Origin of the sequence: Antrihabitans auranticaus (assembly GCF_016481275.1) — a bacterium.
Lineage (GTDB): Bacteria > Actinomycetota > Actinomycetes > Mycobacteriales > Mycobacteriaceae > Antrihabitans.
The window spans coordinates 718,972-742,735 of the sequence record NZ_JAEMNW010000002.1 but is presented as its reverse complement, the minus strand read 5'-3'; the positions used below and the strand labels follow the sequence as shown (position 1 = coordinate 742,735).

Below are 23,764 nucleotides of genomic sequence, written 5' to 3'. Positions count from 1 at the left end.
AATTATTCAGATTACCGGGCAGCCGCACCTCCATTGCGCCCGATCGCGTTGTTCAGGTTGCCGAGTCGCAAGATCGACCGTGACGGCCTCGCGGAGAATAATTCTCTCGGCCTGTCGAAATTGCGGTTCGCCGGACGACGCGTAGTCGAGCGAACGACCACGCTGCCACCGAACAGAGGAGACGGACATGCCGACAGTGCCATCGACGGACGGAACGACGACGTCCAGGGACGGAACGACCATCGCCTACACGAAGGCAGGCACCGGTCCGGCGCTGGTCCTCGTCGACGGCGCCCTGTGCTGGCGGGAGTCCGGCGTTACACCGACGTTGCTGCCGGAGCTGTCCCAGCACTTCACGGTGTACGCCTACGACCGGCGTGGTCGCGGCGAGAGCACGGACACGACGCCGTATGCGATGGAACGCGAGATAGAAGATCTGGACGCGGTCATGGCGGTCGCAGGCGGTTCGCCATTCGTCTGCGGCATCTCCTCGGGTGCGGTCCTGAGCATGTACGCGGTGCAGCAAGGTTCGACGCCGGCGAAGCTCGCGCTGTTCGAGGCGCCGCTGGTGGTCGTCGACGAGACGGATCGCAAACATCCCGCCGATATGCTTCCACAGCTGCAGAAATTGGTCGCCGAGGATCGGCGTGCGGATGCAGTCCGGTACTTCATGGTTGACATCATCGGCGTGCCGAATGCCTTCATGCTCTTCATGAAGGTGTTCTGGCGCAAGGCGTATCGTGCGAATCTGGCTGCAGCGCATACCCTCCCGTACGACATCAGCTTCCTGTCGCGCACGGGCTCCCGCGTACCGGCCGACGCCGCTGCGTCGATCACGATGCCGTGCGCTGCGATCACGGGCTCGAAAAGCCCTGCGGCACTGCACAAAGCGGTCGACGCCACAGCCGCGGCAATTCCCGGCGCCCAGGTGATCGTCGTGCCCGAGCAGAGCCACATGATCAAACCGAAGCCGTTCACCCAGGCGCTTGTCGGCTTCTTCGGGAGCTAGTCAGCCGCGGACGATCCGCCGCAGCTTCTCGACCCGCCGCCCGATTTCACGCTCGACGCCGTGATCGGTCGGCTGGTAATAGTCGACGCCGACCAGTTCGTCCGGTGCATATTGTTGCGGCAGAACACCATCGGGGTTGTCGTGCGGGTACTTGTAGCCGACGGCGTTACCTAGCTTCTGCGCACCGGCGTAGTGACCGTCCCGCAGGTGCGGCGGAACGAGCCCTGCTTTGCCTGCGGAGATGTCGGCCATCGCCTTGCCGAGCGCAGCGATGACAGCGCCCGATTTCGGCGCCGTCGCGAGGTGAATCGTTGCCTGCGCCAAAGCAAGCTGCGCTTCGGGCATGCCGATCAGCTGGACCGCGGTCGCAGCAGCGGTCGCGGTCTGCAGGGCGGTCGGGTCCGCCATCCCAATGTCTTCGCTGGCAAGAATCACGAGCCGCCGCGCGATGAACCGGGGGTCTTCACCAGCTGTGATCATGCGCGCCAGGTAATGCAGTGCCGCATCGACATCCGAGCCGCGCATCGACTTGATGAACGCACTGATCACGTCGTAGTGCTGGTCCCCCGCGCGGTCGTACCGGACCGCGGCCTTGTCGACGCTTGCCTCGACCAACTCCAGCGTGATGGTGCCGTCGGCGGCCGCCTCGGATGCCGCCTCCAACGCCGTCAGCGCACGTCGAGCATCACCGGCCGCAATTCGCACAATATGGTCGACGGCGTCGTCGGCGATGTCGAACTCAGCGCGCAGCCCACGCTCGTCCCGCATCGCCCGGTCGAGCAACGTTCGAATGTTCGCCTCGGTGAGCGACTGCAGTTGCAGCACCAACGACCTCGAAAGCAAAGGCGACACAACCGAGAACGAGGGGTTCTCTGTCGTTGCGCCGACGAGCAGCACGATCCGGTTCTCGACCGCGGCGAGCAGCGCATCCTGCTGCGTCTTGGAAAATCGATGAACCTCGTCGATGAACAGCACGGTCTGCTCGCCCGCGGTCATGCGTCGGCGGGCCAGGTCGATGACGGCGCGCACCTCTTTGACTCCGGCCGACAATGCCGACAATGCCTCGAAGCGACGGCCCGTCGCATGGGAGATGAGGGAGGCCAGAGTGGTTTTACCCGTTCCCGGCGGACCGTAGAGCAGGACAGACGCTGCACCGGACCCTTCGACGAGCCTGCGTAGGGGCGCGCCCGCACCGAGCAAATGGTCTTGCCCGACCACTTCGTCGAGACTCGCGGGCCGCATCCGGACAGCGAGCGGCGAGTCGGGGCGAGACCTCGGCATGCCTTCCGTCGAGGTCGGAGCGGTACCCGGCACCTCGAACAACCCGTCTCCGTCACTTGCAGCCACGTATCGACGTTACCGTTTGGGAGACTGTCGAAATCAGGCACGCCCGTTCGACGGGTAGGTGAGGGCACCCGCCCGACCGAACCGAAGGAGCCGAAATGCGATACATGATCGTCCACAACACAGAGGTCTACTTCGACGCCGCCAACCCGCCGCCCGCCGAGTTCATGCAGCGAATGGACGATTTCATCGGGGAAGCATCCAAAGCTGGAGTGCTGCTCGCGGCGGAAGGGCTGCGGCATCCCAAGTTCGGGACCAAAATCACCTATGCCAACGGCACCCGGACCGTCACCGACGGGCCATACGCGGAGGCGAAGGAAGTGATCGCCGGGTTCATCATCATCGACGTCCACTCGCGCGACGAGGCAATCGAGTGGGCATACCGGTTCACCGACGCGTTCGGCGAGATGTCGGTCGATGTAGAGGTCCGGCCGGTCGGCGAGAGATCCGACTTCGCCTGATGTGAGTGGGTAGCCTCCTATTTGTGACGGCTACCCACGAACGGACCGCTGACGCACACGCGAGTATCGAGGCGGTTTGGCGCATCGAGTCGGCGCGGCTCATCGCGGGCCTCACGCGGATGGTTCACGACGTCGGACTCGCCGAGGAACTCGCTCAGGACGCGCTCGTGGCAGCGCTCGAACAGTGGCCGGAATCGGGTGTCCCCCGCAATCCAGGTGCGTGGCTCATGGCGATCTCGAAACGCCGCGCCATCGATCGGTTCCGCAGGCAGGAACGGCTCGAGCGCAAGCAGGTCGAAATCGCGCACGACCTCGAAATAGAGCAGAATGCACAGGAATTCGACCTCACGCTCGACGACCACATCGAAGACGACCTGCTGCGGCTGATGTTCGTGTCGTGTCACCCGCTGCTGTCGACCGAGGCGCGGGTCGCGCTGACCCTGAAGTTGCTCGGCGGGCTCAAGACCGGCGAGATCGCACGAGCTTTCCTCGTTTCGGAAGCGACTGTGGCGCAACGGATCGTCCGCGCCAAGAAGACGCTCGCGGAGGCGAAGGTGCCGTTCGAGGTTCCGGAGCGGGCCGAACTTCCACAGCGGCTGGGATCGGTTCTCGAGGCGATCTATCTCGTCTTCAACGAGGGCTATTCGGCCACAGCTGGTGATGACTGGATGCGACCGGAACTCTGCGCGGAGGCATTGCGAATCGGCCGGATCCTGGCGGGCCTGATGCCCGGTGAACCTGAAGTCCACGGCATGGTCGCGCTGATGGAGATTCAGGCATCGCGGACCGCGGCTCGGACGAGCTCGACCGGCGAGCCCGTCTTGCTGCTCGAACAGAACCGCGGCAAATGGGACAGGATGCAGATCGGTCGTGGGCTTGCCGCGCTCGAGCGTGCCGAAGCTGCCGGGCCGCGCGGCAAATACACCCTGCAGGCCGCCCTCGCGGCCTGCCATGCGCGCGCCCGGACGCCAGAAGAGACGGATTGGCACCGCATCGCCTCCTTGTACGAAGAGCTTGCCGAGCTCGAACCATCGCCGATCATCGAGCTGAATCGGGCGGTTGCGCTGTCGATGGCGTACGGTCCCGCTGCCGGGTTGGCGGTCGTCGACCAGTTGGTCGACATCTCGTCTCTGAAGGGCTATCACCTGCTGCCGAGTGTCCGCGGTGACCTGCTCGCGAAGCTTGGGCGGGCGCCCGAAGCTCGCGCCGAATTCGAGCGAGCAGCGGACTTGACCCGCAACGAAAGAGAGCGAACGCTGCTTCTCGACCGGGCACGTGCGCTGGGCGACGCGGGCGAATGAAAATTTTTCCGAAGGCTGTCGATTCAGGCGTTCGCCGTTCGTCGGGATTGATACGGCGGCCCGATCGGCGGACCCCGAAGACAAGGAGACGGTCATGGCGCAGTACCTGGTGTTGATCTACGAAAGCGAAGCAGCCTACGCAGAGGGCGGGCAGGAAGCCTGGTCGGAAATTACGCAGGCGCACGTGGAATTCGGTGAGAAGTTCGCCGACGCGGTCGTCGGCGGCAATGCGCTGCAGCCGACCATGACGGCGACCTCGATCCGCGCGAACGGGACCGAGGTCACGGACGCTCCGTTCGCGGAAGCGAAGGAAGCGCTCGGCGGCTACTACCTTATCGAAGCGGTCGATCTCGACGCCGCGATCGAGGTCGCGAAGCAGGTTCCCGCACGCTTCGGTGGGGTCGAAGTCCGGCCCGTCATGGTGTTCGAACCGTAGCCCCACTTCTCCGTGCCCAACACTGCTGAAGTCACGGAGGCCGTTGCCGAGGCGCATCGTCGAGAGTGGGCATTCGTGCTCGCGTCGACGGTGCGCCTGACGCGCAATATCGACCTTGCCGAGGAATGCGTTCAAGACGCATATGCGAAGGCCCTGACCGATTGGGCTCGCAACGGTGTCCCATCGAATCCCGCGGCGTGGCTGACGACCGTCGCACATCGCGCAGGACTGGACCTGTTGCGCCGCGAAATGACTCTGCGTCGCAGGCTCCCCCTCCTTGTCGACGACGACGAAACCGACGACACGGCTGACATCGCACTGGCCGGAATCGACACGATTCCCGACGACCGCCTGCGACTGATCTCGACGTGCTGTCACCCCGCACTGGCCAGGGATGCACAGATTGCACTCACCCTGCGGTTGGTCTGCGGCGTGACGACGCCCGAAGTCGCACGGGCGTTTCTGATCAGTGAGTCGACGATGGCAGCGCGTATTACGCGCGCGAAGAAGAAGATTGCTGTCGCGCGGATTCCGTACCGGGTCCCGTCGGCCGGCGAACTCCCCGAGCGCGTCGATGCAATCTGTGCAGTGATTCATCTGCTGTTCACGACCGGCCATACCGCGCCTTCGGGCGACGCACTCGTTCGCGCCGACCTCGTCGACATCGCGCTGCAACTTGCCCGCATGATGGCAGGCCTCCTACCGGGCAACACGACGGTTACCGGTCTGCTCGCACTGATTCTGCTGACCGACGCTCGGCGCGCCGCGCGAACCGGCGAGGACGGGCGGATGCTGTTGCTCGCCGAACAAGACCGAACACGGTGGAATCAGGCGGCGATCGCCGAAGGCATCGACCTAGTGAAGCAAGCGCTGCCGGGTACCGATCGCTATACCCTGCAGGCCGCCATCGCAGCGGTCCACGCCGAAGCACCGACGTGGGAGGACACCGATTGGCGCGAGATCACCGGTTTGTACGAGCTGTTGCTGCGCGTCTGGCCGTCACCCGTGGTGTATCTGAACCACGCGGTCGCGGTCGGCTTCAGCGCCGGACCCGAGACCGCGCTAGCGCTCCTCGACGCACTCGCGGGCGAACCAGCTTTGGCCGGCTACGGATACTTCGAGGCATCCCGCGCGCACTTCCTGCGCGAACTCGGCAGGTATGCGGAAGCCGAATCCGCATACGAATCGGCGCTGCTACTGACCGAAAACGTGGTCGAGCGTGCCTATTTGCTGGAGCAGTTGAACGGTGTGACCCGGCAACGCAACGGTTAGGACCACTTGAGGTCGAGCGCGTCGGTGACCCGTCCCGCGAAAGCGGAGATGTCGTCGGCGCCGACGGTCCGCGCACGCTCTTCGAGCAACGCCCACCGAGCGATCAGCGCCTGTGACCGCGGGATCGAAAGTCCATGCTCGCGTGCCGCCGCGAACCGGGAGTGGTTTTCGGGAAGGAACCAGTAGGTCGTCAACCAGACCCATGCCATCTGGGCATGCAGGATCTTGCGGTCCAGGTACACCTCGTCGGCAAGTGCCGGCCAGACGCCGACGACCTCACTGCGCCAGGCATCGACCATCGCGCGAGCGCGGTCTGCGGGCATGTCGACATGGCACAGGCAGCCTGGGAACGACACGAGCGCGTACGCGACATCGAGCGTGGCATCGCGGTAGCCGCCCCACTCGTAATCCAGGAAGCGCACGCCGTCCTCGTTGACGATCACGTTGTCGGGGCAGAGATCGGACGGACTGAAGGCACGAAAACGGCCGCGCTCGAACAGCTGCCGGCAACTCTGCGCGACCGCGAGCACCGACTCGGGAACGTCGACCCCGACCTGCTCACGCAGCATCCCGGGCACTGCGCCGATTGCCGAAATGGCTTGCGTCGTCACTCCGTCTCTGCGATGGGCAACTTCCGCGCGGCGCAGGAGCGCGACGAAATCGGACTCCCTACCCACCGTCGATGCGTGCAAGCGCCCGAGGGCCTGCGCGAATGCCATGAGCGAAATGTCGGCAACGTCGGAGCGCGCCTGCAACTGGGTCGTGAGCCGGGTGCTCTCACCGAGGTCGGTGAGGATCAGCAGCCGGGCATCGAAGTCCTGCGCAATCAGGTCCGGTCCTGGCCGGTGCTCCCGGGCCAGCGCCGTCGCGAACTGATACGAGACTGCTTCGCGGATGAAAGCCGAATCAACGCTCGCCACACCGGGTTCCGCGCGCCAGCTGCGGCCTGGAACGGTCTCCCGGACCTGCTTCACGATCAACGTTCGCGGAAGTGAATAGGTGTTGTCAGCCACTCTCACCCGTACGACGGTTGTGCGGCCGCTGCCGCCGAGTTCCACCGGCTCTACGAGCCTGACCGGTGCCCCCATCCGTCGTGCGAGCAGTTGCTCGGCGGCCGCGACAACGCCTGCCGCGCGGTCTGCCACTAGTGCGCTCATCGGCATCCAAGGTACCCGCCGGGAGCAACGGGAGCGAGTCGAAGACAAACCGGACAGTCGGCTACGACTTGAACGGATGGTGCAGCAACCGTGAGGTAACCGCTTCGTCCGAGCCCTGGCTCGGGCGCAGCACAAGTACCGCTACACCGGCGATGACGATGCCCGCGAGGTTCACGGCGAGCTGCCCAGCCGACTCGAAGGCGACTCGCCACTCCCCGATCGTCGCCGCGACCACGGCGAACCCGGCGGCGGGGACTGTTGTGACGGAGATGAACACGCCGATCAAGGCCGCGGACTTCGCCGTGACGACGGACAACATGCCCGCAGCACCGGCCAAAAGGGCGACGACGAACGAAAATGGGCCGACCTGGTAGATGAAGTCGACCTGGTCTATCTCCCGGAACGACTCCAGGGTGATCCAGCCGAACCATTCCCAAACAAACGTCGCACCCAGGGTGACCACCATCGCGACGGGAAAGCCGACGGCCAACGCGATGATGGACCGGCGCGCGAGGGAGTACTGCCGCCGGAAGAGCGCGACTGCGAGCGCGGCGAGCGGCCCAAATTCCGGGCCCACAACCATCGCGCCCATGATCGTCACAGGTGAATCCGTCGCTACACCGACCGCGCTCAGCAGACACGCGATCGTCAGGAACGCCAGAAACGTGAGCGAGAGAGTGGACTCTTCACGTGTGCGCGCGAGCAACTGCTCCCACACGACCGACTCGTCCGGATCACCCGGCGCATCTTTCTCCGCCTTGTATGCCGCTTCGGAGATCACTGTCTCGAGCGGTTGCAACGTGATTCCGCCGCACTCCTTGATGCCGAGCGCTTCGATCGCTTCGAGGACCTCGTTGGCAGCTTCGCGGGCGATGTCCGCCGCAATCGCGTCGCCATCGGGCCGAATGGCAGCGCCGCGGATGACCACGATGTGGGTCACCCCGGCGTTGCCATCGAGAATCTCGACGACCGCATCGGTCAGTTCGGCCGTACTTATGACCCGCAAATGCAGCATCGACGCTCCTGGCTAGGCTTCGGGCTTCGCCTTGGCGTCCTTACTCGATACGGCGGGCACCGCGTCGATTCCAGATTCCTTACGCTGCTGCGGCGTGATCGGGGCGGGTGCTTCGGTCAGCGGATCGACACCGCCGCCGGACTTCGGGAACGCGATGACGTCGCGAATCGAGTCCGTACCCGCAAGGAGTGCGGTGATCCGATCCCAGCCGAACGCAATTCCGCCGTGCGGCGGTGCGCCGTACGCGAACGCGTCGAGGAGGAAGCCGAACTTCTCCTGCGCCTCGTCGTGGCTGATCCCCATGACCTTGAAAACCCGTTCTTGCACGTCACGGCGATGTATACGGATGCTGCCGCCACCGATCTCGTTGCCGTTGCACACGATGTCGTAGGCGTAGGCCAGCGCTGCACCGGGATCGGCGTCGAAGTTGTCCATCGACTCGGGCTTCGGCGAGGTGAATGCGTGGTGGACTGCGGTCCACGCGCTGTAGCCGAGCGCGACGTCGCCACCGGCGATTGCCTCACTTGTCGGTTCGAACATCGGCGCGTCGACAACCCACACGAACGACCACGCCGACTCGTCGATCAAGCCCTGCTTGCGCGCGATCTCACCGCGCGCAGCGCCCAAGAGCGCGCGCTGTGCCTTCACCGGACCCGCTGCAAAGAACACGCAGTCGCCGGGGCCGGCACCGACGTGCGACGCGAGTCCATCGCGCTCGGCGTCGGTCAGGTTCTTGGCGACGGGTCCGCCGAGTGTGCCGTCTTCGCCGACGAGCACGTACGCCAGACCCTTCGCCCCGCGTTGTTTGGCCCAATCCTGCCAAGCGTCGAGTTGCCGCCGCGGCTGGCTCGCGCCGCCGGGCATGACGACCGCCCCTACGTACGGTGCCTGGAAGACGCGGAACGGCGTCTCCTTGAAGTACTCGGTGCACTCGACGATCTCGACACCGAAACGCAGGTCCGGTTTGTCGGAGCCGAACCGCCGCATCGCCTCTTCGTAAGTCATATGCGGGATCGGCGTCTCGATCGTGTGGCCGATCTGCTTCCAGACGGCGCCGAGAATCTCCTCGGCCAGCAAGATCACGTCTTCCTGACGGACGAAACTCATCTCGATGTCGAGCTGTGTGAACTCCGGCTGCCGGTCGGCTCGGAAGTCTTCATCTCGGTAGCAACGGGCGATCTGGTAATACCGCTCGATCCCGCCAACCATCAGCAACTGTTTGAACAGCTGTGGACTCTGCGGCAACGCATAGAACGAACCGGGCTGCAGACGGGCAGGCACCAGGAAGTCGCGGGCACCTTCCGGCGTCGAGCGGGTCAGCGTCGGAGTCTCGACCTCGACGAACTCGTGCTCGGCAAGCACGGCGCGTGCGGCCGCGTTGACCTTCGACCGCAGGCGCATGGCCTTGGCTGGACCGGGGCGGCGCAGATCGAGGTACCGGTGCTTCAAGCGCGCTTCCTCGCCCGGCTGTTCGTCGAGCTGGAAGGGCAAAGGTGCGCTCTCGTTCAGCACCTCGAGCTCGGTAACGTTCAGTTCGATTGCACCGGTGCTGATTTCGGTGTTCTCGTTGCCGGCCGGGCGGAGATCGACCACACCGGTGACGCGCACGCAGTACTCCGCACGCAACCGGTGCGCCTGCTTGGCCGGTTCGCCCTCCCGGAAAACGGCCTGCGACGTGCCGGAGGCATCGCGAAGATCGATGAAGATCACGCCACCGTGGTCGCGCCGCCTGGCCACCCATCCAGTGAGGGTGACGGTCTGTCCGGCGTGCTCGCTGCGAAGCGAGCCGGCCAGGTGGGTACGAAGCACGATCGTCCTCTCGTCTTGTCCAGGTATCGAAAGTCGATCCTACGGAGGCAGATAGGTGGACCGGAAACCGGTTTGGGCCTTCGCATGGGAAGCTACTGGCAATCGACACGCGCGCGGCTGCAGGAGAGTGACCCACATGACCTTCAACGAAGGTGCGAGTTTCGACACGGAACGGGTGACGAGAGGGGGCGGCGGCGGCCGAAAGATCGCGATCGGCGGTGGCGCAGGCGGTCTGCTGATCCTCATCCTGACGTTGCTGTTCGGCGGCGACGTGGGCTCGCTACTCGGCTCCGGAGACAGCGGCCAAGGGCAGGTCACGGACGGCAACGTCAAGCAGATCGATGCCTGCAATACCGGTGCCGAGGCGAACGAGCGACTCGACTGCCGGATCGACTTCACGGCCCGCAGTCTCGACGAGGTGTGGGGTGCCGAACTGCAGAAGCAGACCGGCGTTGCTTACGACCCGCCGAAGATGATGCTCTTCACCGCATCTGTGAACACCGCGTGTGGCCCCGCGACCAGCGACGTCGGACCGTTCTACTGCCCCGCCGACTACACCGGCTACTTCGACACCAGCTTCTTCGACGTCCTCGTCGACAGGCTCGGCTCGAGCGATGGTCCACTGGCTCAGGAATACGTCGTCGCGCACGAGGTCGGTCACCACATCCAGAACCAGCTCGGCGACATCGGCCGCGCCCAGCAGGATCCGCGCGGCCCCGAATCCGGCGCCGTCCGCACCGAACTGCAGGCCGATTGCTACGCGGGGATTTGGGCGCACTTCGCATCGACGGTCCCGTCTGCGGCTGCCGGTGGCCAACCGCTGCTGAACCCGTTGACCGACAGCGACATTCGTGACGCACTCTCCGCCGCCAAGTCCGTCGGCGACGACACGATCCAGCGGTCGTCGACCGGGCGGGTCAACCCGGAGGGCTGGACCCACGGGTCGTCGGAGCAACGGCAGAAGTGGTTCATCACCGGCTATCGCACCGGTCAGGTCGCGGCATGCAACACCTACGACGCGCGTGACCTCGACAACCCGCCCGGATTCTCGCGGTAGGGCGGGCCAGCGATGCGCGCGCTACTCGGACTTCTTTCCGGCGTCTTGATCTTCACCGCTGCCTGCAGTTCGGAGCCGTCACCCGGCCTGGCACCGGTTCCGACAGACCTCCCCTCTCCGTGCGAGAAGCAAGATCCGCCGCCGGCGGGGCACACGGACGCGCCCGAACTGTTCATCGTGACGATCACGTCCGGTGGCTGGTCACCGAACCAGGAGGTCGGGCCGCGCCTTGTGGTTTATACCGACCGTAATGCGGTCGAACGGCCGGACGCCGTCGCGCAGCCGACCGGTGCGGAAGCACCCGCGCCGCCTCAGGCCGGATATCTCGCACAATGCATCGTCGACCAGGCGATCCTCGATGTTCGCGAGCTAGAGCAAACCGACTTCGGTCAGCCGGGAATCACCGATCAGGGCTCGAACGTCATCGAGTATCGGCCCGCCTCGCCTTCCGATCCGATCCGGCTCGATATCTACGCGCCAGGCGAAACCGACGGCTTGACCGACGCTCAGCTAGAGGCGCGCGAGAAGTTCACCGCCCTACAGAACCTGCTGCTCGACGGCTTCGTCGAGACGGGTCCAGCAACTAACGCACCGTCCACGTCTCCCGGCCGGTAAGCAGGTTCTGCAGCGCATCGGGCCCGATTGGCTTTCGCTCCCGCGCTGCCGCGAGTTGCGCGCGAACTCCGTCGTCGTAGGTCTGCCTGTCGGCGCTGCGGAAGATGCCAGTCACGACGTGGTTCAGATCCTGATCCGACAGGCGGGACAGCAGGTACGCGTACTCGGGATCATCGGAGTACGCATCGTGGACGACGATGTCTGTGTGTGCGAACTCGTCGCTTCGTCCAACGGCCAGTCCGAAACCTTTTCGCACAACGCAGAATTCGCCGTCAGCGCCGAACCTGATCGGCTCGCCGTGGACGAGCCGGATCAGTCGTTGTTCAGCATCGGCCTTTCGGAGCACGTCGAACGATCCGTCGTTGAAGATCGGGCAGTCCTGCAGAATCTCGACGAACGACGCGCCTCTGTGCGCGGCCGCTGCACGCAGGACTTCGGTCAGACCCGCCCGGTCCGAATCGATCGCGCGCGCAACGAACGACGCCTCGGCACCCAAAGCGAGTGAAAGCGCGTTGAACGGGTGATCGACCGAACCCATCGGCGTCGACTTCGTGACCTTGCCGACCTCGGAGGTCGGCGAATACTGTCCCTTCGTCAAGCCGTAGATCCTGTTGTTGAACAGCAGGATCGTGATATTCACGTTGCGCCGCAGCGCGTGAATCAAGTGGTTGCCACCGATCGAGAGTGCATCGCCGTCACCGGTGACCACCCATACGGACAAGTCGGGCCGCGTGACCGCCAGCCCTGTCGCAATCGCCGGCGCGCGACCGTGGATCGAGTGAATGCCGTATGCATCCAGGTAGTACGGGAAACGGCTGGAGCAGCCGATACCCGAAACGAACATCAAGTTCTCTTTGCGAATACCGAGTTCGGGTAAGAAGCTTCGAACCGTCGCGAGGATCACGTAATCGCCGCAGCCCGGACACCACCGGACCTCCTGGTCCGACGTGAAGTCCTTCGCCTTCTGCGGCGTGTCGGTGTGGGGCACGTCCGAATACGAGGTGAGGCCGAGGTCGCGCCCATTCAGGTCGTTGTCGATCGCGGTCATCGAACAGGCGCTCCGTTCGTTCGGTAGGTCGCCTGGTCGCGGGCCGTTCGCGCTTTGGCGGCTTCCAGATCGGGAAGCGATCCGTACAGCGCGGCCTCGATCACCCCAACCAACTCCTGGGCTGAGAAGGCGAGGCCGGCGACCTTGGTCCAGGGCTGAACATCGACCAGATACCGGGCCCTCAGCAGCATCGCGAGTTGCCCGAGGTTCATTTCCGGCGCGACCACGGTCCGGTAGCGGCGCAATATCGAACCGAGATTGCGTGGGAACGGATTCAGATGCCGCAACTGCACGTGCGCAACCCGTTGGCCTGTGCTGCGCACCCGACGACACGCTTCGCCGATCGGGCCGTACGAACTCCCCCACCCGATGATCAGGAGGTCGGCGTCGGCCGTCGGATCGTCGACCACAAGGTCCGGAACCGAGATGCCGTCGATCTTGGCCTGGCGGAGCCGGACCATCAGCTCGTGATTGACGGGTTCGTAGGAGATGTTGCCCGACCCGTCGGCTTTCTCGAGGCCACCGATCCGATGTTCGAGGCCCTTCGTTCCTGGAACGGCGAGCGGACGAGCGAGCGTTTCCGCGTCGCGTGCATACGGCGCGAACGTGACCCCATCGGAGGCCTCCCGTTCGAATCCAGGATCGATCGGGGTGAGGTCGGTGACCGTCGGGATTGCCCACGGCTCGGAACCGTTCGCGATCGCACCGTCCGACAGGAGCAGCACCGGAGTCCGATAGGTCAGCGCGATTCGCACCGCTTCGACCGCGGTGCCGAAACAGTCCGCGGGTGACTGCGGCGCCAGCACCGCGACGGGCGATTCGCCGTTGCGTCCGAACAGCGCCTGCAGGAGGTCTGCCTGCTCGGTTTTCGTCGGCAGGCCGGTCGACGGTCCGCCGCGTTGCACATCGATGATCAGCAGCGGCAACTCGGTCATCACCGCGAGGCCGATCGTCTCGCTCTTCAGGGCGAGCCCCGGGCCCGACGTGCTGGTGACGCCCAGAGCGCCGCCTAGCGAAGCGCCGAGTGCCGCACCGATTCCGGCGATCTCGTCCTCGGCCTGGAACGTGGTGACGCCGAAGTTCTTGTGCTTGCTCAGTTCGTGCAGGATGTCGGACGCGGGAGTGATCGGATAGGTCCCGACGAACACCGGGAGCCCCGAAAGTTGCCCGGCGGCAACGACTCCGTAGGCGAGGGCAGTGTTGCCCGTGATCTGTCGATAGGTCGCGGGCGGCAGAACAGCCCGTTCGATTTCGTATGTCGTGGCGAAACTTTCGGTGGTCTCGCCGTAATTCCAGCCCGCGATGAACGCGAGAATGTTGCCCTCGGCGATATCGGGCTTCGCGACGAACTTCTCACGCAGGTATTGCTCGGTCCCACCTATCGGGCGGTGATACATCCACGAGAGCAGTCCGAGTGCGAACATGTTCTTTGCCCGCTGGCCGTCCTTTTTGCTGAGTCCGGCCGCTTCGACCGCGCCGAGTGTCAGCGTCGTCATCGGCACAGCGTGGACCACGAAATCGGCGAGAGTTTCGTCGTCGAGTGGATTGCGTAGGTAACCGACCTTCGACAGATTCCGTTTGGTGAATTCGTCTGCATTGATGACGATCGTCGCGCCGCGTGGCAGATCGGCCACGTTGGCCTTCAACGCAGCCGGATTCATTGCGACCAGAACGTCGGGTCGATCACCGGCGGTGAGGATGTCGTAATCGGCGATCTGAATCTGGAAAGACGACACCCCCGGCAGCGTTCCTGCCGGTGCCCGAATTTCGGCGGGGAAATTGGGCGCAGTCGCGAGGTCGTTACCGAAAGCCGCGGCTTCGTGGGTGAAGCGGTCACCGGCAAGTTGCATTCCGTCGCCGGAGTCACCGGCGAATCTGATGACGACGCGATCCAATTTTTCGGTCTTGGCAGCCGAATTCATTCGACCGTCCACCTTTCGGAAGTCCCACTACCTGGCCCCACGCTACTCCGCTCAAAACAGGGTCAACGCTGGGTCGCGATCGGCGTTTCGCGAACCGACGTCCTTGTCCACGAGGTCGCGGACATGCGCTCCGCGATCGAGTCCGTGCTTGCGGACGAGTGGTGCGATCCGGTCCTTCAACCACGCCGAGTACTCCGGCGCGACATAACTGCCATGCCCGTAGAGCTGGCGATACTTTCGGACCAGCGCGGGGTGTTCGGTGCCGAGCCAGGCGAGGAACCAGCCGCGCGTACTCCCCCGGAGATGCATCGGGAACGCCGTCACACCGGAGGCACCCGCGTCTGCGATCGCGCCCAGCAATCCGTCGAGATGTGCCGTCGAATCGGTCAGGAACGGGATCACCGGCGCCACCAGCACGTTGACCGAGAATCCGGCGTCGGTGATCGCTCTGATCAGTTCGAGACGAGCCTTGGGTCCCGGCGTTCCGGGTTCGAGCGATTTCTGCAGTTCGGGATCGTGGATCGCGAGGGAAACGCCGATGCTCACATCGACCCGCTGTGCAGCGAGCCGCAGCAACGGCAGATCGCGCCGCAGCAAAGTGCCCTTGGTCAGGATCGAGAACGGCGTGCCCGAGTCGGTGAGCGCGCCGATGATGCCGGGCATCAACCGATATCGGCCTTCCGCGCGCTGGTACGGATCGGTGTTCGTCCCTAGCGCAACGGGTTCGCGTCGCCACGACTTGCGGGCGAGTTCCTTGCGCAGAATCGCTGCGACATTTGTCTTGACGACGATCTGCGAATCGAAGTCCCGTCCCGCGTCGAGGTCCAGGTACTCGTGCGTCGTGCGTGCGAAGCAGTATCGGCACGCGTGCGAACACCCGCGCATCGGATTGATCGTCCACTGAAACGGCACCTGCGACTGAGCAGGCACCTTGTTCAACGCACTCTTGCACAGGACTTCGTGAAATGTGACGCCCTCGAATTCCGGCGTTTGGATCGTGCGTACCATTCCTGCACGCTCCAGTCCCGGCAGCGCGCCGTCGTCCGCATCTACCGATTGCCCCTGCCATCGCACCGCCCTAGTCGAACATGCGTTCTATGCAAAGTCAACGCGGCGCAGTACTCTCGGCTATATTGAAGCGGGTCGGAACCGGGGGTGGGTGACGGTTCCGCACCTACCGCTACTGTGGCGGTCACACTGACGATTTGGGGGGCCAAATGAGTGCGTTGCATGCCGAGTTGGACGGGATCCGGAGCTACGGCAATACCGCGGCAGATGTCGCAAGTCGGATAGTTGGAGCCGCGGGCGTCGATCTCACGGGGAACGTCGCCGCACTGACGCCGGTGTTCGGCGCAATCGGCGGCGATTTCCTCGCGATGTTCGCTGTCGCACAAGCGAATCACGCAAAGTCGGTCGCAGATCTGGCCGGGCATTACGCAGCCACGGCTGCGGCGGCTCACGCCACGGCGGCGAGCTACCAAGTCGCCGATCATGGCACGGCGGCCACTCTCGGCCACGTCGGCGAGGCGGGGCAGCAGGCATGACCTCGGACGTGCAGACCGAAGATCGAGCCATGCCCGAGGTCGCCCACCAGCAGACCGTTCTCGAGGCGTTGCAGAGATCGCCGCTCGGCCCGTTTCTCGATCTTCCGCTCCCGCAACTGCCGACGATTCCGGGTCTCGGCCTGCCGCAGCTGCCAGCGCTCCCGCAGCTCCCGCCGAACCCGCTCGACGCGTTGCTGTCCGGCCAAGGCCTGCCGGCTCTCCCGGGAGTGGACCAGCTTCTGAAGCCGATCACGGACCTCGCCAGCGGCTTCGGGTCGGGCGTACTCGGTTCCCTCGATCCGACGGCACTTTTGCAGCAGTCGTCGGGCCTGATAGACACCGCCATGCAAGTGGGCATGGGAGGCCTCAAGGTCCTCGACCAACTGTGGCAAAGCGAAGCGGCACAGAACGCGCAGGCGCAGGGCAGGCAAGCACAGGGCAGCGGTGAAGAGGTCGTCCAGCGTGGGAACGACATCTCGACGGTCACGCAGGACGCCGCCGCAACTGTGCAGCGCGGCAACGCGAAACTGGCGCTCATCGCCGAATCGTTCGCGACGAGCGCCGTTGCCGCTGCACCGCTCATCCTCACACCGCCGGGCCAAATGCTGATGATGACCGCTGCGGCAGAACACATCTCGCAAGCAATCGAGGTTGTCGCACAGACGCGCGCCGAGCTGGGCGGACACACGGCGCGCATGAGTGGACTGTCGGAGCCCGTGCCGGTTCCGGCCGGTCCGAACGCCAACACCGGTGCGACGGGTCCGTCGCCGTTCGCGATCGCATCGACACTGTTGGAAAGCGTTGGTAAGCCGCTCGTTTCGACCGTCACGAGTGGGTTGGAGAAGCTTGTCGAGGCCGGAACAGCGGCCACGCATGCCGCGACGACATCGGCCGACAGCCCGGGCCTCGCGACGACACACTCCGCCGGACCCAGCGGCGGATCGACGGGCCCCGGCGGCGGAAACACCGGTGGCGGCATCGGTCTCGCCGCGCCCGGTGTCGGGTCCGGAACCGGTGGGGGCACGCATGCCCGCCCGGTACAGGGTGTCGTCGGTTCGAGTGGTCAGGGCGCGGACAGACCGTCGACAGCCACCACCGCGGGAACGTCGAGCGCGACCATGGCCGCCGCCGCCGGCGGCATGGGGATGGGCGGCATGATGCCGCCGATGATGCCCCAGCGCGTCGGCGAGAACGAGCTCCAACGATCCACGCCGACCTACCTGGTCGACGCCATCAACCGGACAGACGTCATCGGCGACCTCGGCACGGTGGTCTCGCCTGTGCTCGGTGCCGAAGATCCCGACGAACTGGACGAAAACGACGTGTGAGCAGGACCGTCAGGCTGGGCCGATGAAGCCCAGCTGACGGACCGCATCGCGTTCGTGAGTCAATTCGGCAACGCTCGCATCGATGCGCGTGCGCGAGAATTCGTTGATATCCAAACCTGGGACGATCGTGTACTCACCACCCGCGCACGTGACCGGGAACGACGAGACAAGCCCTTCGGGTACATCGTAGGAGCCGTCCGAGCACACAGCCATCGACACCCAGTCGCCGTCGGGTGTCCCCCGCACCCAGTCGCGGACATGGTTGATCGCGGCGTTCGCAGCGCTCGCCGCAGACGAAGCACCGCGCGTCTTGATGATCGCTGTGCCGCGTTCTTGGACAGTGGGGATGAAGTCGTCGACCAGCCAGTTTTCGTCGCCCACCACGTCGAGAGCAGGCCGGTCGGCGATCGTCGCGTGAAAAATGTCCGGGTACTGCGTATTCGAGTGATTGCCCCAGATGGAAGCCCGCCGGATCACCGACGCCGGGGCGCCGGTCTTCTTCGCCAACTGCGCGATTGCCCGATTGTGGTCGAGGCGCGTCAGGGCAGTGAATCGCGACCGCGGGACGTCGGGCGCATTGTTCATCGCAATCATCGCGTTCGTGTTTGCAGGATTGCCGACGACGAGGACCTTGATGTCGTCCGCCGCAGCCGCATTGATCGCCGCGCCCGCGGCAGTGAAGATCGCACCGTTCGCCGAGAGCAAGTCGGACCGCTCCATGCCCTTGGTCCGGGGCCGGGCACCGACGAGCATCGCGATGTCGGCGCCGTCGAACGCCACGCCGGCATCGTCGGTGATGTCGATCGACGTCAGGAGCGGGTAGGCCCCGTCCTCGAGCTCCATCGCCACGCCTTCGAGCGCCCCGACCGCAGCGGGAATCTCGAGCAACCGGAGGCGGATCGGCGCGTCGGCGCCGAGCATGGCCCCACCCGCGATTCGAAACAGCAGTCCATACGCGATCTGGCCGGAGGCCCCGGTCACGGTAACGGTCACTGGCGAATCGGTCACAACATCTCCCCCGGTAGCGAACTGCGTTCGATCGCCACTTTAGGTCAGTTGACCAGAGCGGCCACTTCCGCATCGGTCAACGCCGTAAGACCCGATCGACCGGAATCGCGAGCGAGCGCCATCGCCTGATACAGCGGGCGCTCGCCGAGCACCGCGTCGCGCGCCTCTGCTCGAAGTTGTTGCAGCAGCACCGACGACACCGCGGCCGCGGCGACCAACTCGCTCGTCGCAAGCGCGTCCGCCAGCTTGCGCAGCGGCAACGGTTCGAGTTCGCGACCCGCGGCATCGAGGTAGATCGCGAGCAGCACGGTCACCGACGTCGACCCGTCACTGAGCAACACGCTGACCTGGTTGAACCGGGCGATCCGCACCAGCAGTTCGGCCGTCACAGTATGTGCGAGGTCGAGGCGACGCGTCGAAAATGCGCGCGTCGAATGCACGACCGTGCCCGCAAGCCACATCCGCCGGCGCGACATGAAGTACGCAAAGATGGCCACCGGAGCACCGACCACCACGGCGATCACGACTGCGACCTGCCAGCGCACGAAGATTGCGCTCACGAGCCCGACCGCCAGACCGACTTCCGCCGATACCAAAGCCACGCGGCGCAGCCTTCGGTCTATCAGTTCAGTCGGTGCGAAGTCGAGCGAGATCTTGACAGCGGTCGGCGACCCATCATCGATCGGCAAGTAGGTCTCCTACATTCGTGACGATCTGGTCGAGCGAAACCTGGTGTTGCACGCCAGTACTCAGATCTTTCACGCCGATCGTCCCGTCCGCAATATCTCGTTCACCGAGTACGAGCGCGATTGTGGCGCCCGACCGGTCCGCAGCCTTCATCGCGCCCTTGACGCCGCGGCCACCGTAGGCGAGGTCGACGCTGATGCCCTCGGCGCGTAGCTGTGCGGCGATCGCGACAAGCTTCGATTTGGCCGCGTCGCCGAGGGGCACGCCGAACACGTCGCACCGCGCTGGGTTGCCGGCCGACTTGCCTTCGGCGGCGAGCGCGAGAATCGTGCGGTCGACGCCGAGCCCGAAGCCGATGCCCGAAAGTGGTTGTCCGCCCAGCTGAGCCATCAGGCCGTCGTAGCGACCACCGCCACCGATTCCGGACTGTGCGCCGAGTCCGTCGTGCACGAATTCGAAGGTCGTCTTGGTGTAGTAGTCGAGCCCGCGCACCATCCGCGGGTTGATCACATAGGGCACGTTCATTGCGTCGAGATGCCCGAGCACCTCGTCGAAGTGCGCCTTCGCGGTTTCCGACAGGTGATCGATCATCAGGGGCGCGTCAGCAGTCAGCGCGCGGACTTCCGGCCGCTTGTCATCGAGAACGCGCAGCGGGTTGAGCTCGGCGCGCTTGCGCGTCTCCGGATCCAGATCGAGCTCGAACAGGAACTCCTGCAACAGCTCTCGATACTGCGGTCGGCACGTGTCGTCGCCGAGCGACGTGATTTCGAGCCTGAACCCGGTCAGCCCCAAACCACGGAATCCCGCGTCTGCAACAGCGATGACCTCGGCGTCCAATGCAGGATCGTCGATGCCGATCGCTTCGACACCCACTTGCTGCAGTTGCCGGTAGCGGCCTGCCTGCGGTCGTTCGTAGCGAAAGAACGGACCCGCGTAAGTGACCTTCACCGGGAGTACACCGCGATCCAGGCCATGCTCTATGACCGCGCGCATGACACCCGCAGTGCCCTCCGGGCGCAGTGTCACGCTTCTGCCGCCGCGATCGGCAAAGGTGTACATCTCTTTGCTCACCACGTCCGTGGATTCACCGACGCCCCGCGCGAACAGTCCGGTGTCTTCGAAGATCGGCAACTCGATGTGCCCGTAGCCGGCGAGTCGTGCTGCGCGGGTCAGGCCGTCGCGGACCGCGACGAACTCTGCCGACGACGGCGGTGCGTAATCGGGGATGCCCTTGGGGCCGGAGAAGGTACTTGGCGTGCTCACGATGAACAAGCTTCCCTCGAGGGCGCCACCGTAGTCCAACGACTATGGGTTTCGGCGCGCCCAGAGACGGCCAGTAAGGCCTGTCTCAGGTATGGATGGCAAACTCATACCTCGGTCGAACTGCCAGTAGCAGTTCCCGAATGACGAATGGACCAGGGAGGACGACAGTAGTGCCAACCAATGAACAGCGACGTGAGGCGGCGAAGCGCAAATTGGAGCGCCAGCTCGAGCGACGCGCACAGAAAGCGCGCCAGCGAAAGCAACTCACCATCGCCGGTTCGGTCGTCGGCGTTGTGGTGCTCGTAGCGGGAATTGCCCTCGTCTACGTACTCACCAAGGGCAGCGACGACGAGGCAGCTGCCATTCCGTCCATTGTCAGCCCAGCCACTGGCTGCGCATATCCGCCCAGTCAGCAGCCTCCGGCCCGAGAGGTCGCGCCGCCGAGTACCGACGGCGAGGAGACCACCGAGGTGGTCACCGCGAGCATCGAAACGGCGCAGGGTCCCATCGGACTCACCCTCGACAACGTGAAGTCGCCGTGCACGGTGAACAGCTTCCTCAGCCTCGCAAGTCAGGGTTTCTTCGACAACACCACGTGCCACCGGCTCGTCGACAGCCCGACCGCCAAGCTGTTGCAGTGTGGCGACCCGACGGGAACCGGAACAGGCTCCCCCGGGTACCAGTTCAACGACGAGTACCCGGTGCCGAAGAACGAGGGCGAGTTCGCCAAGGGCGACCTGTACAAGCGCGGCGTCGTGGCGATGGCCAACAGCGGTGCGGGCACGAACACGAACGGCAGCCAGTTCTTCCTCGTGTTCGGAGATTCGCAGTTCCCGCCGGACTACACGATCTTCGGCACCATCGACGAACCCGGCCTTGCGACCCTCGACAAGATCGGCGCAGGCGGAATCGTTCCGGGTCCGGGCGGCGCCGCTGACGGAAAGCCGGTTCTACCTGCCGACATCACATCCGTAACCGTGGACTACTGACAACGGTCGACCAGCTGCGGTCCACTTCTCCATCGGCAAACGGAGAAGTGGATCGCGTCGTCGAACTCCGGCAGCTCGGCCGACGTCGGCCGAGCTACGCCGCAGAGGTCACGCGGTAGACGTCGTACACGCCTTCCACGTTGCGGACGACGTTGAGTACGTGCCCGAGGTGCTTGGGATCACCCATCTCGAAGGTGAATTTGCTGACTGCGACACGATCACCCGACGTGGTGACCGACGCCGACAGGATGTTGACCCGCTCGTCGGCAAGCACCTTCGTGACGTCGGAGAGCAGTCGATGCCGATCGAGCGCTTCGATCTGGATCGCAACGAGGAAGACCGACGACGGCGACGGCGCCCATTCGACTTCGATGATGCGTTCTTCCTGCTCGCGCAGCGACTTCGCATTGGTGCAGTCGGTCCGGTGCACGGACACGGCGCCGCCGCGCGTGACGAAGCCCAGAATCTCGTCACCTGGTACGGGCGTGCAACACTTGGCGAGCTTGGCGACCGTTCCGGGTGCGCCGGGCACGAGAACACCCGCGTCGCCGGTCGAACGTGGGCGCGCGTGCGTGGTCGACGGCGTCGACCGCTCGGCAAGCTCCTCCTCGACGTCACCGAGGCCGCCGAGTTGCACAACCAAACGCTGCACGACGTGCTGGGCGGATACGTTCCGCTCCCCCACCGCCGCATACAGCGCAGAGACGTCGACGTACCGAAGTTCGTGTGCGATCGCCGACATCGACTCGGCATTCATCAAGCGCTGCAATGGCAGTCCGACACGGCGGACCTCCTTGCCGATCGCATCCTTGCCGGCCTCGAGCGCTTCTTCGCGACGTTCTTTCGCGAACCACTGCCGAATCTTCGCCTTCGCCCGCGGTGACACCACGAACGATTGCCAGTCGCGGCTCGGTCCCGCGTTGACGGCCTTCGAGGTGAACACCTCGACGACCTCGCCGTTCTCTAGTTCGCGCTCCAACGCCACCAGCCGACCGTTCACGCGGGCGCCGATGCACCTGTGCCCGACCTCGGTATGGACCGCGTACGCGAAGTCGATCGGCGTCGACCCGGCCGGCAGGGTGACGACGTCACCCTTCGGCGTGAAGACGAAGATCTCTTTGACCGCAAGGTCGTAGCGCAGCGACTCGAGGAACTCGCCGGGATCCGCGGCCTCACGCTGCCAGTCGAGCAGTTGCCGCATCCATGCCATGTCGTCGACCTCAGCGGCGTCACCCGAGTGCTTGCCCTTGGTCTCCTTGTACCGCCAGTGCGCGGCGATGCCGAATTCGGCGGTCCGGTGCATGTCCGTCGTGCGGATCTGCACCTCCAGAGGTTTGCCCTCGGGCCCGATCACCGTGGTGTGCAGCGACTGGTACACCCCGTACCGCGGCTGCGCGATGTAGTCCTTGAAGCGCCCCGCCATCGGCTGCCACAGCGAGTGCACGACGCCGACCGCCGCATAGCAGTCCCGGAGTTCGTCGCACAGGATTCGTACGCCGACCAGATCATGAATGTCGTCGAAGTCGCGGCCCTTCACGATCATCTTCTGATAGATCGACCAGTAGTGCTTCGGGCGCCCTTCGACCACCGCGGTGATTTTCGACGCCGACAGCGTCGCGTTGATCTCGGCGCGGACCTTGGCCAAATACGTGTCGCGCGACGGCGCACGATCGGCAACCAGCCGCACGATCTCGTCGTACTTCTTTGGGTGCAGGATCGCGAAGGATAGGTCTTCGAGTTCCCACTTGACCGTCGCCATACCGAGCCGATGAGCCAGCGGCGCAATGACTTCCAGCGTTTCCTTCGCCTTGCGCGACTGCTTCTCGGGTGGGAGAAAGCGCATGGTCCGCATGTTGTGCAACCGGTCGGCGACCTTGATCACGAGCACGCGGGGGTCACGGGCCATGGCGATGATCATCTTGCGGATGGTCTCGCCTTCGGCCGCATTGCCGAGGTTGACCTTGTCCAACTTGGTGACGCCGTCGACCAGGTGCGCGACCTCGTCACCGAATTCGTCGGTCAGCTGCGCGAGGGTGTAGCCCGTGTCTTCGACGGTGTCGTGCAGCAGAGCCGCCACCAAAGTAATCGTGTCCATGCCGAGTTCGGCGAGAATCGTCGCAACGGCCAGCGGATGGGTTATGTACGGATCTCCGGACTTGCGCAGTTGCCCCATGTGCCGCTCGTCGGCGGTGTCGTACGCGCGCTGTAACAGCCCGAGATTCGCCTTCGGATGCAGCTCCCTGTGGACCGCGACAAGCGGCTCGAGCTCGGGTTTTATCGCATTGCGCTGCGCCGTGATCCGGCGTGCCAACCGAGCTCGGACCCGTCGCGACGCGGATGTCGGAACGGGCGGCGGAGAAGCCGTCTCCGCGTCGGCCGGCTTGGGGTCGGGCGACTTCCCGGCGCTCGGCGCCTGTTGCGCATCGGTGTTGTTCAGATTCGTGCTGTCCAGATGCTGAGTCACGTCGTCACCTCCTCATCGGCACCGCTTCGGCATTG

The 23,764-nt window shown here is 64.8% G+C and carries 21 protein-coding genes; 10 read left to right on the top strand and 11 right to left on the bottom strand.

The window, feature by feature from the left end:
- Positions 1-187: 187 nt before the first annotated feature.
- Positions 188-1,009, top strand: a complete 822-nt coding sequence (locus tag JGU72_RS11480) for an alpha/beta fold hydrolase (protein ID WP_199684037.1) — start codon at positions 188-190, stop codon at positions 1,007-1,009.
- Here the strand turns inward: JGU72_RS11480 and JGU72_RS11475 are convergent, their stop codons facing one another.
- Positions 1,010-2,290, bottom strand: a complete 1,281-nt coding sequence (locus JGU72_RS11475) for a replication-associated recombination protein A (RefSeq protein WP_199684573.1) — start codon at positions 2,288-2,290, stop codon at positions 1,010-1,012.
- 161 nt (positions 2,291-2,451) lie between these two features.
- Between JGU72_RS11475 and JGU72_RS11470 the strand changes: the two genes are divergently transcribed.
- The 4 genes from JGU72_RS11470 (at position 2,452) to JGU72_RS11455 (ending at position 5,823) form a co-directional block, all read left to right on the top strand.
- Positions 2,452-2,814 carry a YciI family protein gene (locus tag JGU72_RS11470; RefSeq protein ID WP_199684036.1) on the top strand — a complete coding sequence of 121 codons (363 nt, stop codon included), beginning with the start codon at positions 2,452-2,454 and terminating at the stop codon, positions 2,812-2,814.
- A 23-nt stretch (positions 2,815-2,837) separates the two neighbouring features.
- Complete coding sequence (locus tag JGU72_RS11465; protein ID WP_307828390.1) at positions 2,838-4,115, top strand: RNA polymerase sigma factor; 1,278 nt, start codon at positions 2,838-2,840, stop codon at positions 4,113-4,115.
- A gap of 94 nt (positions 4,116-4,209) precedes the next feature.
- Complete coding sequence (locus tag JGU72_RS11460; protein WP_199684035.1) at positions 4,210-4,551, top strand: YciI family protein; 342 nt, start codon at positions 4,210-4,212, stop codon at positions 4,549-4,551.
- Positions 4,552-4,563: 12 nt separating this feature from the next.
- Positions 4,564-5,823 (top strand): RNA polymerase sigma factor, encoded by a 1,260-nt coding sequence (locus JGU72_RS11455; protein WP_199684034.1) that lies wholly within the window; start codon positions 4,564-4,566, stop codon positions 5,821-5,823.
- Here the strand turns inward: JGU72_RS11455 and JGU72_RS11450 are convergent.
- From JGU72_RS11450 to aspS, 3 genes are all read right to left on the bottom strand, one after another.
- Positions 5,820-6,980, bottom strand: a complete 1,161-nt coding sequence (locus JGU72_RS11450; protein WP_199684033.1) for a phosphotransferase family protein — start codon at positions 6,978-6,980, stop codon at positions 5,820-5,822. The genes JGU72_RS11455 and JGU72_RS11450 overlap by 4 nt on opposite strands.
- A gap of 61 nt (positions 6,981-7,041) precedes the next feature.
- Positions 7,042-7,995 (bottom strand): DUF389 domain-containing protein, encoded by a 954-nt coding sequence (locus tag JGU72_RS11445; RefSeq protein WP_199684032.1) that lies wholly within the window; start codon positions 7,993-7,995, stop codon positions 7,042-7,044.
- 12 nt (positions 7,996-8,007) lie between these two features.
- Complete coding sequence (gene aspS, locus JGU72_RS11440; RefSeq protein ID WP_199684031.1) at positions 8,008-9,804, bottom strand: aspartate--tRNA ligase; 1,797 nt, start codon at positions 9,802-9,804, stop codon at positions 8,008-8,010.
- A gap of 136 nt (positions 9,805-9,940) precedes the next feature.
- On the opposite strand from aspS, the gene ypfJ reads away from it, so the two are divergent.
- Positions 9,941-10,861, top strand: a complete 921-nt coding sequence (gene ypfJ, locus JGU72_RS11435) for a KPN_02809 family neutral zinc metallopeptidase (protein ID WP_199684030.1) — start codon at positions 9,941-9,943, stop codon at positions 10,859-10,861.
- Between the two features lie 12 nt (positions 10,862-10,873).
- Positions 10,874-11,476 (top strand): hypothetical protein, encoded by a 603-nt coding sequence (locus JGU72_RS11430; protein WP_199684029.1) that lies wholly within the window; start codon positions 10,874-10,876, stop codon positions 11,474-11,476.
- Here the strand turns inward: JGU72_RS11430 and JGU72_RS11425 are convergent.
- From JGU72_RS11425 to JGU72_RS11415, 3 genes are read right to left on the bottom strand one after another with little or no spacing between them, the layout of a single operon-like run.
- Entirely contained in the window at positions 11,445-12,524 is a 1,080-nt protein-coding gene (locus JGU72_RS11425) for a 2-oxoacid:ferredoxin oxidoreductase subunit beta (RefSeq protein ID WP_199684028.1), read from the bottom strand. The genes JGU72_RS11430 and JGU72_RS11425 overlap by 32 nt on opposite strands.
- The gene (locus tag JGU72_RS11420) at positions 12,521-14,446 is read right to left on the bottom strand and encodes a 2-oxoacid:acceptor oxidoreductase subunit alpha (protein WP_199684027.1); all 1,926 of its coding nucleotides are present in this window, start codon (positions 14,444-14,446) and stop codon (positions 12,521-12,523) included. The genes JGU72_RS11425 and JGU72_RS11420 overlap by 4 nt, the downstream gene beginning before the upstream one ends.
- Before the next feature lie 51 nt (positions 14,447-14,497).
- Positions 14,498-15,520 carry an Rv2578c family radical SAM protein gene (locus JGU72_RS11415; RefSeq protein ID WP_199684026.1) on the bottom strand — a complete coding sequence of 341 codons (1,023 nt, stop codon included), beginning with the start codon at positions 15,518-15,520 and terminating at the stop codon, positions 14,498-14,500.
- Positions 15,521-15,663: 143 nt separating this feature from the next.
- Between JGU72_RS11415 and JGU72_RS11410 the strand changes: the two genes are divergently transcribed.
- Entirely contained in the window at positions 15,664-15,990 is a 327-nt protein-coding gene (locus JGU72_RS11410) for a type VII secretion target (protein WP_199684025.1), read from the top strand.
- On the top strand, positions 15,987-17,318 hold the full coding sequence (locus JGU72_RS11405) for a hypothetical protein (RefSeq protein WP_199684024.1): 1,332 nt from the start codon (positions 15,987-15,989) through the stop codon (positions 17,316-17,318). Before JGU72_RS11410 ends, JGU72_RS11405 begins: the two co-directional genes overlap by 4 nt.
- 9 nt (positions 17,319-17,327) lie before the next feature.
- Here JGU72_RS11405 and JGU72_RS11400 read toward each other — a convergent pair whose 3' ends face one another.
- From JGU72_RS11400 to hisS, 3 genes are read right to left on the bottom strand one after another with little or no spacing between them, the layout of a single operon-like run.
- Positions 17,328-18,326: a malate dehydrogenase gene (locus JGU72_RS11400; protein WP_199684023.1), complete on the bottom strand. Its 999-nt coding sequence runs from the start codon at positions 18,324-18,326 to the stop codon at positions 17,328-17,330.
- A gap of 44 nt (positions 18,327-18,370) precedes the next feature.
- The gene (locus JGU72_RS11395) at positions 18,371-19,015 is read right to left on the bottom strand and encodes a hypothetical protein (protein WP_233531881.1); all 645 of its coding nucleotides are present in this window, start codon (positions 19,013-19,015) and stop codon (positions 18,371-18,373) included.
- Positions 19,002-20,276, bottom strand: a complete 1,275-nt coding sequence (gene hisS, locus JGU72_RS11390) for a histidine--tRNA ligase (protein ID WP_199684022.1) — start codon at positions 20,274-20,276, stop codon at positions 19,002-19,004. Before hisS ends, JGU72_RS11395 begins: the two co-directional genes overlap by 14 nt.
- 170 nt (positions 20,277-20,446) lie before the next feature.
- On the opposite strand from hisS, the gene JGU72_RS11385 reads away from it, so the two are divergent.
- Complete coding sequence (locus tag JGU72_RS11385) at positions 20,447-21,265, top strand: peptidylprolyl isomerase (protein ID WP_199684021.1); 819 nt, start codon at positions 20,447-20,449, stop codon at positions 21,263-21,265.
- 94 nt (positions 21,266-21,359) lie between these two features.
- Here the strand turns inward: JGU72_RS11385 and JGU72_RS11380 are convergent, their stop codons facing one another.
- Positions 21,360-23,729 carry a RelA/SpoT family protein gene (locus JGU72_RS11380; RefSeq protein WP_199684020.1) on the bottom strand — a complete coding sequence of 790 codons (2,370 nt, stop codon included), beginning with the start codon at positions 23,727-23,729 and terminating at the stop codon, positions 21,360-21,362.
- Positions 23,730-23,764: the final 35 nt, after the last annotated feature.

Coding starts and splice junctions, on each gene's coding strand:
- JGU72_RS11480 (WP_199684037.1), top strand. CDS start 188: ATGCCGACAGTGCCATCGACGGACGGAACGACGACGTCCAGGGACGGA.
- JGU72_RS11475 (WP_199684573.1), bottom strand. CDS start 2,290: ATGCCGAGGTCTCGCCCCGACTCGCCGCTCGCTGTCCGGATGCGGCCC.
- JGU72_RS11470 (WP_199684036.1), top strand. CDS start 2,452: ATGCGATACATGATCGTCCACAACACAGAGGTCTACTTCGACGCCGCC.
- JGU72_RS11460 (WP_199684035.1), top strand. CDS start 4,210: ATGGCGCAGTACCTGGTGTTGATCTACGAAAGCGAAGCAGCCTACGCA.
- JGU72_RS11450 (WP_199684033.1), bottom strand. CDS start 6,980: ATGAGCGCACTAGTGGCAGACCGCGCGGCAGGCGTTGTCGCGGCCGCC.
- JGU72_RS11445 (WP_199684032.1), bottom strand. CDS start 7,995: ATGCTGCATTTGCGGGTCATAAGTACGGCCGAACTGACCGATGCGGTC.
- ypfJ (WP_199684030.1), top strand. CDS start 9,941: ATGACCTTCAACGAAGGTGCGAGTTTCGACACGGAACGGGTGACGAGA.
- JGU72_RS11430 (WP_199684029.1), top strand. CDS start 10,874: ATGCGCGCGCTACTCGGACTTCTTTCCGGCGTCTTGATCTTCACCGCT.
- JGU72_RS11425 (WP_199684028.1), bottom strand. CDS start 12,524: ATGACCGCGATCGACAACGACCTGAATGGGCGCGACCTCGGCCTCACC.
- JGU72_RS11420 (WP_199684027.1), bottom strand. CDS start 14,446: ATGAATTCGGCTGCCAAGACCGAAAAATTGGATCGCGTCGTCATCAGA.
- JGU72_RS11410 (WP_199684025.1), top strand. CDS start 15,664: ATGAGTGCGTTGCATGCCGAGTTGGACGGGATCCGGAGCTACGGCAAT.
- JGU72_RS11405 (WP_199684024.1), top strand. CDS start 15,987: ATGACCTCGGACGTGCAGACCGAAGATCGAGCCATGCCCGAGGTCGCC.